At 62.3% G+C, this 11,270-nt stretch carries 12 protein-coding genes and 1 pseudogene; 11 read left to right on the top strand and 2 right to left on the bottom strand.

The window, feature by feature from the left end; translation table 11 throughout:
- From EOA75_RS20465 to EOA75_RS20440, 6 genes are all read left to right on the top strand, one after another.
- Nucleotides 1-777, top strand: a 777-nt coding sequence (locus tag EOA75_RS20465; protein WP_164747465.1) for a lytic transglycosylase domain-containing protein, incomplete at its 5' end; no start/stop codon positions are given.
- A gap of 44 nt (nt 778-821) precedes the next feature.
- Nucleotides 822-1,319, top strand: a complete 498-nt coding sequence (locus EOA75_RS20460) for an N-acetyltransferase (RefSeq protein ID WP_095823231.1) — start codon at nt 822-824, stop codon at nt 1,317-1,319.
- A 399-nt stretch (nt 1,320-1,718) separates the two neighbouring features.
- Nucleotides 1,719-2,987 (top strand): ABC transporter substrate-binding protein, encoded by a 1,269-nt coding sequence (locus tag EOA75_RS20455; protein ID WP_127325007.1) that lies wholly within the window; start codon nt 1,719-1,721, stop codon nt 2,985-2,987.
- A 5-nt stretch (nt 2,988-2,992) separates the two neighbouring features.
- Nucleotides 2,993-3,931: a sugar ABC transporter permease gene (locus EOA75_RS20450; RefSeq protein WP_095826842.1), complete on the top strand. Its 939-nt coding sequence runs from the start codon at nt 2,993-2,995 to the stop codon at nt 3,929-3,931.
- Nucleotide 3,932: 1 nt separating this feature from the next.
- The gene (locus EOA75_RS20445) at nt 3,933-4,757 is read left to right on the top strand and encodes a carbohydrate ABC transporter permease (protein WP_067326710.1); all 825 of its coding nucleotides are present in this window, start codon (nt 3,933-3,935) and stop codon (nt 4,755-4,757) included.
- 208 nt (nt 4,758-4,965) lie between these two features.
- Entirely contained in the window at nt 4,966-5,523 is a 558-nt protein-coding gene (locus EOA75_RS20440) for a DUF4142 domain-containing protein (protein ID WP_127216255.1), read from the top strand.
- A gap of 31 nt (nt 5,524-5,554) precedes the next feature.
- On the opposite strand, the gene EOA75_RS20435 is transcribed toward EOA75_RS20440, so the two are convergent.
- Nucleotides 5,555-5,875, bottom strand: a complete 321-nt coding sequence (locus EOA75_RS20435; protein ID WP_066994550.1) for a DUF1476 domain-containing protein — start codon at nt 5,873-5,875, stop codon at nt 5,555-5,557.
- 224 nt (nt 5,876-6,099) lie between these two features.
- On the opposite strand from EOA75_RS20435, the gene EOA75_RS20430 reads away from it, so the two are divergent.
- From EOA75_RS20430 to EOA75_RS35145, 5 genes and pseudogenes are all read left to right on the top strand, one after another.
- Nucleotides 6,100-6,489: a DUF6152 family protein gene (locus EOA75_RS20430; protein ID WP_127325006.1), complete on the top strand. Its 390-nt coding sequence runs from the start codon at nt 6,100-6,102 to the stop codon at nt 6,487-6,489.
- Complete coding sequence (locus EOA75_RS20425; RefSeq protein ID WP_127325005.1) at nt 6,490-6,957, top strand: hypothetical protein; 468 nt, start codon at nt 6,490-6,492, stop codon at nt 6,955-6,957.
- A gap of 9 nt (nt 6,958-6,966) precedes the next feature.
- Nucleotides 6,967-7,175: pseudogene (locus EOA75_RS35150) on the top strand (transcriptional regulator); the annotation flags it as partial.
- A 193-nt stretch (nt 7,176-7,368) separates the two neighbouring features.
- A complete protein-coding gene (locus EOA75_RS20415; protein ID WP_127325004.1) occupies nt 7,369-8,229 on the top strand; it encodes a DUF4747 family protein in 861 nt (286 codons plus the stop codon).
- A gap of 190 nt (nt 8,230-8,419) precedes the next feature.
- Nucleotides 8,420-8,722 carry a hypothetical protein gene (locus EOA75_RS35145; RefSeq protein ID WP_245466693.1) on the top strand — a complete coding sequence of 101 codons (303 nt, stop codon included), beginning with the start codon at nt 8,420-8,422 and terminating at the stop codon, nt 8,720-8,722.
- A gap of 413 nt (nt 8,723-9,135) precedes the next feature.
- Here EOA75_RS35145 and carB read toward each other — a convergent pair.
- Nucleotides 9,136-11,270: carbamoyl-phosphate synthase large subunit (gene carB, locus EOA75_RS20400; RefSeq protein ID WP_127325002.1), on the bottom strand; the 2,135-nt coding region annotated here is incomplete at its 5' end.

The raw sequence follows: 11,270 nt of genomic DNA, 5'->3' as shown, positions 1-11,270 counted from the left end.
GCCCTGGCGACGGCACCTGGGGCGACGGCGCCTGGCGCGACGACGGCTGGTGCGCCGTTGCCGCCGCCGGCGCAACCCGGCGCCGCCCTTCCGCCGCCGGCGCAACCCGGCGCCGCCCTTCCGCCGCCGGCGCAACCTGCCGCGTTCGCCGGCTCGACACCCGTCGCCGGGCAGTTTCCGCCGCCGCCGGTGCTGCTGGCCGGCGCATCGCCGACCGGCCCCGGTGCGCTCAAGCAGGCCGCCGCCTACAAGAGCGCCGCTGTTGCCATGCCGGTCACCGGCCAATCAGCGAAGGTGGCTCCCATGCCGGGCGTGCAGCAGGTCGCCTATGTGATGCCGCAGAACCCGGCGCTGCTTGCCCAACCGGGCCAGCCCGAACAGCATGCCACAGGTCCGCGCGCCGAGATCGAGCGGCTGATCGAGAAATATTCGGCGATCTACGAAGTGCCGGTCGATCTGGTGCGCCATGTCGTCAACCGCGAGAGCACCTTCAATCCGAAGGCCTATAATCACGGTCATTGGGGACTGATGCAGATCAAGCACGCGACCGCACGCGGCATGGGCTATGTCGGGCCGGCAGCCGGCCTGTTCGACGCCGAAACCAATCTCAAATACGCTGTCAAATACCTGCGCGGCGCCTGGCTGGTCTCGGGCGGTAATGCCAAGCGGGCCGACCAGCTCTATCAGACGGGCTATTATTACGACGCCAAGCGCAAGGGCCTGCTCGATCAAACGGGTCTCGGCGTCGACCGCCGCCGCCTGCAGCCAGGCGCCTGAGCGCCGGCAACGAGGCGCGTCCCATCGGTCTTTGGGGCAGTTGCATGCGTGACACTGACAGTCGCCGGCCGCCGACCCCAAACGATGTCCGCCTTCGCAAGCTTCTCGATGATGCGCTGACCGCGCCGCATTGGCCGGAAGGCTTCGTCATGCGCCCGTTCGAGCACAGGGATGCGCAGGCCCTGCACGCGCTGCTGGAAGAGGCATTCGACGACGGCGCCGAAGGTCCGTTCGACGAATGGTGGCCGCGCATCTCAGACGATGCCGAGTTCGATCCGGACCTCTGTTTCCTCGTCATCGACGGCAAGGGGCTGCTGGCGGGCGCCGCGCTTTGCTGGGCGTCGGGCTTCGTCAAGGATCTGGCGGTTCATCCGGACTCGCGAAGGCACGGCATCGGCGAGGCGCTGATGCGGCACGTGTTCCTGACTTTCCGCGACAGGGGTGCAGCCCATGTCGACCTCAAGACCAACACGGTGAAGAACCCCGCCGCCTTCAGGCTTTACGAGCGGCTCGACATGCTCCCAGTGGCGTGGGAAGGGTAACGCTTCGCGGCATTTGCCTGCGGCGGCACAACCGAATGCGGGGCGCATTGTGAACCGCTTCACACAAGCTGACGTTAGGGCATGCTAATGCGTCGTGGTGCAGGGCGGCCGATCGGCGGATCGACGCTGGCAAGGCGTCGGAGGGGCTGTGCCGGCATGCGTCAGCCACTCCAAGGCGGGCTCCGGGGCGGCGGGTTTCGGAGCCCGCCCGCTTTGGGCGTGCGGCCAATCGCGAGATCTCCCTTAACCGAGTGACTCGGGTCAGTCCCCTCGCGGCCCGTCCCCGATGGCCATGTCGGGAACCCCGAAGCGTCGCTCCGCATTCAATGCGGGCGGAGGGTCATCATCAGCCGACGCGGCAAGGTCCGCGTGGACGGTTCCGAGGCGAGGCCCACCAGCATGAAATTTTACCGCGCATTCCTCGCACTTGCCGTCGGCGCGATGCTCGCGGTGGCGCCGGCTCGCGCGGTCGAGCTGTCGATCGTGTCGGGCGACACGGGCAACGGCATCAAGGTCTTGCGCGAGATACTCGACCGCTACCAGAAGCAGAGCGGCAACAAGGTCGACATCGTGGTGATACCGCCGTCGGGCACCGACCAGTTCGGTCAGTTCAGATTGTGGCTCGCGGCGGGAAACAGCGACATCGACGTCTACCAGACCGACGTGATCTGGGCGCCGCAGCTTGCCAGCCAACTCGTCGATCTCACCGCGGCGACCAGGGATATCGTGGCCGAGCACTTCCCGTCGATCATCCAGTCGCAGACCGTGAACGGAAAGCTGGTGGCGCTGCCGATCTTCACCGACGCGCCGGCACTCTATTACCGCAAGGATCTGCTCGACAAATACGGCGCCAAGGTGCCGACCACCTGGCAGGAACTGGCCGACACCGCCAAGCTCGTCATGGACAAGGAGCGCACCGCCGGCAACAAGGACCTGTGGGGTTTCGTCTTCCAGGGCAACGCCTATGAGGGGCTGACCTGCGATGCGCTCGAATGGGTGATGTCGAATGGCGGCGGCCAGATCATCGAGCCCAACGGCACGGTCTCCATCAACAACCGACAAGCCGCGGCCGCGCTCGACATGGTCAAGGGCTGGATCGGCACCATTGCGCCGCCGGGCGTGCTCGCCTACCAGGAAGAGGAATCGCGCGGCGTCTGGCAGACCGGCAATGCCGTCTTCATGCGCAACTGGCCCTATGCCTATGCGCTCGGCAACAGCGAGACCTCACCGATCAAGGGCAAGTTCGATGTGGCGCCGCTGCCTGCAGGAACCGGCGAAGACGCCCGGCCGACGGCAACGCTCGGCGGCTGGAATCTCGCGGTTTCCAAATATTCCAAGCACCAGGACGCGGCGATCGATCTGGTGAAGTTCATCGCCTCGCCCGGGATGCAGAAGTATCGGACGCTGAGGACGTCCAACCTGCCCACCATCAAGGCGCTCTATGACGATCCCGATATCGCCAGGGAACAGCCGATCGTCCCGCGCTGGAAGCAGATATTCCTCAACGCGGCGCCGCGCCCTTCGGCGGTCGCCAAAATCAAGTACAACGAAGCCTCGAGCCAGTTCTGGACGGCCGTCCACAACACCATGTCGGGCGACGGCAGCGCCGCCGACAATCTGGCCGATCTCGAAGCCAGGCTGACCAGGCTGAAGGGCAAGGGCTGGTGAGGGCGATGCCTGTGAGCCGCTCGCGCCTGATGCGGCAACGCGTGCGCTCGGCCTGGCTGTTTCTGGCGCCGATGCTTCTGGTCCTTGCCGCCGTCGCCGGCTGGCCGCTCCTGCGCACCTTCTACTACAGCTTCACCGACGCCTCATTGGCCGATCTCGACGCCCGTCAATGGGTCGGCTTCGACAATTATTTCTCGATGCTCAGCATGCCGAGCGGCCGCGTGCTCTATGACGGGCTGCTCGCCGATCCGGTCTGGTGGCGCGCCGTGTGGAACACGCTGCTCTTCGCCGTGGTGTCGGTGAGCTGCGAAACGGTCCTCGGCATGATCGTGGCGCTCGTTCTCAACGCCGACTTCAGAGGCCGCGGCTTCGTCAGGGCGGCGATCCTCATTCCCTGGGCGATCCCGACCATCGTCTCGGCCAAGATGTGGCAGTGGATGCTCAACGACCAGTTCGGCATCATCAATGCGGTGCTGCTCAACCTTGGCCTGATCGACGCCAAAATCGCCTGGACCGCGAGCACCGACACGGCGATGATCGCGGTGCTGATCGTCGACATTTGGAAGACGACGCCGTTCATGGCGCTGCTTTTCCTCGCCGCGCTGCAGATGCTGCCGCGCGATGTTATCGAGGTCGCCAGGCTCGACGGCGCCAATCCGTGGCAGATCTTCTGGAAGGTGACCTTGCCGCTCATCCGCCCGGCGGTCATGGTTGCGGTGATTTTCCGCGCGCTCGACGCGCTGCGCATCTTCGACCTGATCTACGTGCTGACGCCCAACAATGTGCACACCAAATCGATGTCGGTGTTCGTGCGCGAGAACCTGTTCGAGTTCGACAAGTTCGCCTATGGCTCGGCCGCCTCGACGCTGCTTTTCCTGATCGTCGCGCTGCTCACCATTTCCTACATCCGCATCGGCCGGATAGAGCTGGAAGGAGGCCGCTGAGATGGCGATGTTGAAGCGTTTAGGCTTCTTCCTGCTGGTGGGGGCAATCGTCTTCGTCGCGGTGTTTCCGCTCTATTACGCCGTCGTCACCAGCCTGAAATCCGGCACCGAGTTGTTCGAGGCGAGCCTTTGGCCGCAGGCGTTAAGCCTCGCCAACTACAGGAACGTGCTGGTCGAAGGTCCTTTCCTGCGCAATCTCTTGAATTCCTTGGTCGTCTCGGGCGCCGTCGTGCTCATCTCGCTGCTGCTCGGCGTGACATCCGCCTACGCGCTGGCACGCGTCCGGTTCCGCGGCCGTTCGGCGCTGATGCTTGCCATATTGTCGGTGTCGATGTTTCCGCAGGTCGCGGTGCTGGCCGGCCTGTTCGAGATCATCCGGGCCTTCGGCCTCTACAATTCGCTCATCGGACTGATCTTCTCCTACATGATCTTCACGCTGCCGTTCACCGTCTGGGTGCTCACCGCCTTCGTGCGCGACCTGCCGGTCGAAATCGAGGAAGCGGCGATCCTCGACGGCGCGACGCCATGGATCATCGTCACTCGCGTCTTCCTGCCGCTGATGTGGCCCGCATTGGCGACGACAGGGCTGCTCGCCTTCATCGGCGCATGGAACGAGTTCCTGTTTGCGCTGACCTTCACCTCCAACAACGCGCAGCGCACGGTGCCGGTGGCGATCGCGCTGCTTTCCGGCAACTCGCAGTTCGAGATCCCCTGGGGCAACATCATGGCCGCTTCGGTGATCGTCACGGTGCCGCTGGTGGTGCTGGTGCTGATCTTCCAACGCAAGATCGTTTCCGGCCTAACCGCCGGCGGCGTGAAGGGATAGGCCGTGCTGATGTTCAGGTGATGCCGGGCTGCGAATGGCGGTGTCCTGCGCTTCGGTGTTCACGTACTTCAAGCACGCTCCGGTATTCTCGGTACGACCATCCTCGGCTCGGCCTGACCCTGACTCAACACGGCCTCCTTCACGCCCTCAACGCAACCGGCAGCGCCATTTCGCGTTGGAAGTGCAAGGGGCTGATCGGAGATTCCAGATGAAGACGCTTCTGACCGCGGCCGCCATGGCGCTCCTTGCCGGCGCGCCGGCCACCCTTGCTCAGTCGAGCGACAGCAACGATGTCGCGCCAATGGCGACAGACAACAAGGTCGACACGCAGACTTTCGTCACCACCGTACCCAATGCCAACGAGTTCGAAATCCAGGCGAGCAGGCTGGCCGAGGAGAAGTCGCAGTCGGACGAAGTCAAGGCTTTTGCCGACGAGATGGTCAGGGACCACATCAAGGCCGGGGAGGATTTCAAGGCGGCGATGAGCCAGGGCCAGACGACGGCTTCTATCAAGCCTGCCGGCCCCGCCCTGGGGCCTAAGGAACAGCAGATGCTAGGCGAGCTGAAGCAGGCGAGCGGCACGGAGTTCGACCGGAAGTATATCAAGATGCAGATGGATGCGCACAGGGACGCGGTCGCGCTGTTCAGCACCTATGCCAATTCCGGCGACGACCCGGCGCTGAAGGAATTCGCCAAGAAGACTCTGCCGGTGCTGAAAATGCACGAGAAGCATGTGAAGGAACTGGCGGTGGCGCATCACGGGTGAGGGCGTGGTTTCTGCCCCCCGCAGCGGGTCCTCAGCTCGCCTTGATCTGCTCGACCGCCGTTGCCAGCAACTCGTCCATGGCCTGGCGAATCTGGGCATCCGACTGGACGACGCCCGCCGCGTCGAAGTCGGCACGGACCTTGCGGAACACGTCGTTGTCGCCCGCTTCCTCGAAATCCGCGCGCACCACCTCTTTCGCATAGGCGTCGGCATCCACGCCGGATTTGCCGAGCTTTTCGGCGGCCCACAGGCCGAGCAGCTTGTTCCGGCGCGCCACGGCCTTGAACTTCGTCTCCTCGTCCATTGCGAATTTCTTTTCGAAGCCTTCCTGACGGTCCCTCATGCTGCTCATGGTTTGCCTCGCTCAGACGTGAGTTCGACCGCCTCCGATGCATGCGAAGAGCGGCCAGGAGAAGCGAAAATGGGGAGCATGAAGGCCTGTAGCAAGGCCTGATCGTGGTGTGGACGCCGCGGACCCGAAATTCGTGCCATGCCGGGCCGAAGCTCCGATGTGATTTGACCTGGCCGGGCCGTAGCCTACTTTCGACCTGGCAGGAGGAGTGGAGGAGACGGGCGATGAAGTCACCGTTGAACCATATGCAGGGCGTCGTGCTGACGGCGGCGTTGATGTTTGCTGCCGGCACTGCCGCCTATGCCCATCACGGCTGGTCGTGGACGCAGGACGACTTCTTCGAGCTCAAGGGCAAGATCGCGGCGATCTATATCGGCAATCCGCATGCGACGCTGGACGTCGATGCGAAGGGGGAGGTGTGGCGGGTGGAGATGGCGCTGCCGGCCCGCACCATCGCCGCCGGCTTCACCGAGGAGGTCGCCAAGGTCGGCGACGCGGTGACCGCGATCGGCCATCGCTCGCGCGAGGAGGCGGAAAAGCGCATGAAGGCGGTGCGCATCATCGTCGGCGGCAAGCGCTACGACGTCTATCCCGACCGCCTGCCGCCGGCCTAGATGGCGGAGTTTCTGGCCGGCATCGAGCAGCTTGCCTTGGTGCGGGGGCTGAAAGCCTCCTTCGTCGCCTATCCGATCGTCAATGCGCTGCACATCATGGCGGTCGGCGCGCTGCTCACCAGCGTCGGCCTCATGGATTTCAGCGTCCTTGGCGCCTTCCGCTCGCTGCCCCACGCGCCGTTCGTCGCGCTGCTGCGCCGCGTAGCCCTTGGGGCGTTTGGCGGGGCAATCGTCACCGGGGCGCTGCTGTTTTCGGTAAAGGCGAGCACCTATGCGGCGATGCCGATCTTCCTTGCCAAGATGACGCTGATCCTGCTGGCGGGGGCCAATTTCCTCGCCTTCACGCGCCTGACCCGCACGAGCGGGGTGGCCGAGTCGGCCGGGGGCATCGCGGCCGTCCTGGCCGTGATTTCGCTCGGCCTGTGGACCTGCGTGCTTTTCGCCGGGCGGTTCATAGGGTTTTTGTGAAGCCGCTTGCTGCTCAAGGCCGGCGATAGTGCTGCCTTCGCCAAGAACAGCGGCAACTGCACATGATCAACCGCTCTTTGGCCACGGCGCGCTACCTGGAAGTCGGCCCGCGCAACCCGGAGGATGTCATCACCTGTTCCGACATTGACATGATGAGCCCGAGTTCGGACGGACGGTTTTTGGATAAGGATGGGAGGGCATATCAGGGGCAGGGGTGAGGGGCAGAGACAAATTAGGGCTTACTTTCGCCCTTTCTTTGCACCGGTTGGGTCTTTGCACCGGTTGGAACAAATAGGGAACATATGGTATAAACTGTGAATCACGGCCGGTCGCAAACCGATTCCTAGCTAGAGTTGGAGCACATTCAGTCGTATGTCTGCTCCAGTTTAGGAAGCATTGGGGCGGTGTGAAATGGCTGAAGAAAATAGAATTATCGAGTTTTGTGTCCTAAACATTGCTGCTAGCCCGCATCCCGGCGGTGTTTACGTTGATCTCCTCAACAGAGCAGCCTTCAATCCGGTCAATTTTTGGGGAGAGCTATTTGCTACAATCTCACCACCAGAAAAGGTCGAAGACGGGTTCTATCGAGGGAGACTGTTGGTCTGGACCGAGATCAACACCTCGGAGCCGGCCATTCGAAAGGACATTCTGCAAGAAGTTCCATTCGAACAATTGGCTATCAACCTTCCGGCGGACGTCGGGTTCAACGGCAAAGTTTTTCAATATATCTTGCGCGAGCGAGATCACGTCCTATTTCTTGAAACAAGGAATGATCTCAACAAGCGCATTTCGCCACAGCGAGCGCGCAAGATATTTAATGAGCTATTTGGGCCGCCGATCCAAGGAATTGAGGCACCGCTCGTCGAGGTCACGGTCATTCCAGACGAGGATCTGCTCAAACGGATCCTCGCGATTTCGAAGCTTAAGCGGCTTCACATTCATCTCGTGCGCCCCAATGCTGACGCCATTGATCCGCAAGAGATACTAGACAACCTTGTTCAGCAGGGCGCCAAGAGCCAGGATGTCATATACGTCGCCGCTCCCGGTCCTGATGGGCTAAAGCCAAATGAAGAGACAACGACCCAAGCCGAAGTCGCTTCGCACAACGGATTCGTTAAAGGTTCAGGAGTCGAGGAAGATGGTGAGTCCGTCAGCCTTAGCACCAAAGAACACCCCCGCGTCATTCGACGCATCTTCGGAGAGTTGGGATCGGCGTTTGATGAAGCTCTTGCTGTCGCCCGTGAGACGGTTCTTAAACTCACCGGCCAGTAAGACGTACCAGATCTATTGGAAGCTATATGGGGGACTTCCGGCTCTTCTGAAGTCTCCGTACCTGTATGCATCCCTCGTGATCACATGGGCGCTCAAGCCGATTTGGCTTACGGTCGTAAGCAACGCAAGGTCTTGGCCCCAAATCTCTATCGACGTCATACCCAGTATGTTGGGTTTCTCGATGGGCGGAATGGCGATCATGCTTGCGTTCTCAAACGCGAAGATATTTAAGACAATTGCAGAGAGCGGAAAGCCTACTTCTTACTTTATGAAGATCATAAGTAACTTTTTTCACTTCATTTTGGCTCAGACAATTGGACTTATTTTCGCTCTTTTCTCAATCGCCTATTCGAACGACTACTTGTCTTTTTTCGGATTTTGGTCGTTGGTTTATGCGATGCTGGTTGGTGTAGCTACAGCCGGTCAGTTACTTATGACGGCGCAAATATTCAATGCAACAGCGTCTATCATGGATGACGGCGACGACAACTGACGAGCCTCGGCGACCCACCTCGGTGCAGGAGTGCGAAGCGCGACGATGATACTCGTGGCACTTGTCGGGCCGGCACATCAGCGGAGAAGCGAATTGGGCCTATACACAAAAGGTGGTCGCCCCTTACAGGTTTCAGGAGACAAGGTCTATAGCAGATCGGGCAAGGTTGTTGGTCGCTTGAATGGCAGTAAGGTCTACGGGCCTGATGGCCGGTATGTAGGCACAATTGCTGGCGATCGGCTCGTCTATCGTTCTACTGATAGCGCAACAATAAGTTCTCCATTTGCTGCCGCAAATCGAGCGGGATCGGCGACAGCAAATCGAGCAGGATCGGCTATTTGGGGTGAGGAACCCGACATTCCGGATTGACTAAAGGGAACGGCCAGCGCGCTGACCACCTTGGCGTTGCAAACTCACCCAAAATATTCCTGCAGCGGCCGGACCTCGAGGTTCCCCGCGCGCAGCGCCGCGATCGCCTCGGCCACGGCCGCAGCGCCCGACAGCGTCGTGTAGTAAGGCACCTTCTGCATCAGTGTCGCCCGCCGCAGCGACTTCGAGTCCGACACGGCCTTCTGGCCATCGGTGGTGTTGAAGACGATCTGGACCTGGCGATTGCGGATGGCGTCTTCGATGTGGGGGCGGCCTTCGAGCACCTTGTTGATCTTTTCCGCCGTCACGCCGTTCTCGGCGAGGAAGCGGGCGGTGCCGGAAGTGGCAAGCACCTTGAAGCCCTGCTCGGCGAGGCGTTTTACGGCGGGCAGAATCCCCTTCTTGTCTTCGTCGCGCACCGAGACGAACAGCGTGCCCGCGCGGGGGAGATCAACACCCGCCCCTAGCTGGCTCTTGGCGAAGGCCAGCGCAAAGTCGCGGTCGAGGCCCATCACCTCGCCGGTCGAGCGCATTTCCGGCCCGAGCAATATGTCGACGCCGGGGAAGCGGGCGAAGGGGAAGACGGCTTCCTTGACCGCGATATGGCCGGGATTGCGCGCGTCAGGCATGGCGCCGTAATGCGCGAAGGCGTTTTCCAGCGTCTCGCCGGCCATGATGCGGGCGGCGATTTTCGCAATGGGACGGCCGATGGTCTTGGCGACGAAGGGCACGGTGCGCGAGGCGCGGGGGTTGACCTCAAGCACATAGACCGTGCCGTCCTTGATGGCGTATTGCACGTTCATCAGGCCGCCGACATTGAGCGCCCGGGCAAGTGCGGCGGTCTGGCGTTCCAGCTCGTCGACGAGTTCCGGCTGCAGCGAATATACCGGCAACGAGCAGGCGCTGTCGCCCGAATGGATGCCGGCCTCCTCGATGTGCTCCAGGATGCCGGAGACGAAGGTTTCCTTGCCGTCGCAGAGGCAGTCGACATCGACCTCGGTGGCGCCGGTGAGATAGGTGTCGAACAAAAGCGGGTTCTTGCCGAGCAGCGTGTTGATCTGGCCGGTCTTGTCGGCCGGGTATTTCTGCTTGATGTCCTCCGGCACCAGGCCGGGCACGGTGTCGAGCAGATAGGTCTGCAGCATGCCTTCGTTGTAGATGATCTGCATGGCGCGGCCGCCGAGCACATAGGACGGGCGCACCACCAGCGGAAAGCCGAGCTCGGCAGCGACGAGGCGCGCCTGCTCGACCGAATAGGCAATGCCGTTCTTCGGCTGGGTGAGACCGAGCTTGTGCAACAGCTTCTGGAAGCGGTCGCGGTCTTCCGCAAGGTCGATCATGTCGGGCGAAGTGCCGAGGATCGGGATGCCGGCCTTCTCCAGCGCGTCGGCCAATTTCAGCGGCGTCTGGCCGCCGAATTGGACGATGACCCCGACCAGTTCGCCGGATACCTGCTCGGCGCGCAGGATCTCCAGCACGTCCTCCGGCGTCAGCGGATCGAAATAGAGCCGGTCGGATGTGTCGTAGTCGGTCGACACGGTCTCCGGGTTGCAGTTGACCATGATCGCCTCGAAGCCGGCGTCGCGCAGCGCAAAGGCGGCGTGGCAGCAGCAATAGTCGAACTCGATGCCCTGGCCGATGCGATTCGGGCCGCCGCCGAGGATGACGACCTTCCTGCGCGACGAGACGCGCGCCTCGTTGGCGAGCTCGCCGGCGAAGGGCGTCTCATAGGTCGAGTACATGTAGGCGGTCGGCGAGGCGAACTCGGCGGCGCAGGTGTCGATGCGCTTATAGACCGGGTGAACGCCGAGCCTTTGCCTGGTCTTCTGAATCGCTTCCGCGTCGGTTCTGGTCAGCGACGCCAGGCGTGCGTCGGAAAAGCCCATGGCCTTCAGCATGCGCAGGTTCGCCGCGTCCTGCGGCAGGCCGTGCTCGCGGATGCGCTCTTCCATGGCGATGATGCCGGCGATCTGCTCGAGGAACCACGGGTCGATCTTGCACATGGCGTGCACGTCTTCGAGCGAGGTACCCATGCGGATCGCCTGCGCCACCATGCGCAGCCGATCGGGCGTCGGCGTGCCGAGCGCGGCGCGGATGGCGTTGCGGTCGTCGACGTGGTCTGCCGAGCCAAGGCCGGGGATCTCGATCTCGTCGAGGCCGGTGAGGCCGGTTTCCAGTC

This window comes from Mesorhizobium sp. M1A.F.Ca.IN.022.07.1.1 (assembly GCF_003997575.1).
GTDB lineage: Bacteria > Pseudomonadota > Alphaproteobacteria > Rhizobiales > Rhizobiaceae > Mesorhizobium.
Note: the sequence above shows the minus strand (reverse complement) of the source record. Positions and strands in the feature narration are given on the sequence as shown.

What these genes read in the sequence shown, in the direction of transcription:
- EOA75_RS20460 (WP_095823231.1), top strand. Translation starts at nt 822, where the DNA reads ATGCGTGACACTGACAGTCGCCGGCCGCCGACCCCAAACGATGTCCGC.
- EOA75_RS20455 (WP_127325007.1), top strand. Translation starts at nt 1,719, where the DNA reads ATGAAATTTTACCGCGCATTCCTCGCACTTGCCGTCGGCGCGATGCTC.
- EOA75_RS20450 (WP_095826842.1), top strand. Translation starts at nt 2,993, where the DNA reads ATGCCTGTGAGCCGCTCGCGCCTGATGCGGCAACGCGTGCGCTCGGCC.
- EOA75_RS20445 (WP_067326710.1), top strand. Translation starts at nt 3,933, where the DNA reads ATGGCGATGTTGAAGCGTTTAGGCTTCTTCCTGCTGGTGGGGGCAATC.
- EOA75_RS20440 (WP_127216255.1), top strand. Translation starts at nt 4,966, where the DNA reads ATGAAGACGCTTCTGACCGCGGCCGCCATGGCGCTCCTTGCCGGCGCG.
- EOA75_RS20435 (WP_066994550.1), bottom strand. Translation starts at nt 5,875, where the DNA reads ATGAGCAGCATGAGGGACCGTCAGGAAGGCTTCGAAAAGAAATTCGCA.
- EOA75_RS20430 (WP_127325006.1), top strand. Translation starts at nt 6,100, where the DNA reads ATGAAGTCACCGTTGAACCATATGCAGGGCGTCGTGCTGACGGCGGCG.
- EOA75_RS20425 (WP_127325005.1), top strand. Translation starts at nt 6,490, where the DNA reads ATGGCGGAGTTTCTGGCCGGCATCGAGCAGCTTGCCTTGGTGCGGGGG.
- EOA75_RS20415 (WP_127325004.1), top strand. Translation starts at nt 7,369, where the DNA reads ATGGCTGAAGAAAATAGAATTATCGAGTTTTGTGTCCTAAACATTGCT.
- EOA75_RS35145 (WP_245466693.1), top strand. Translation starts at nt 8,420, where the DNA reads ATGGCGATCATGCTTGCGTTCTCAAACGCGAAGATATTTAAGACAATT.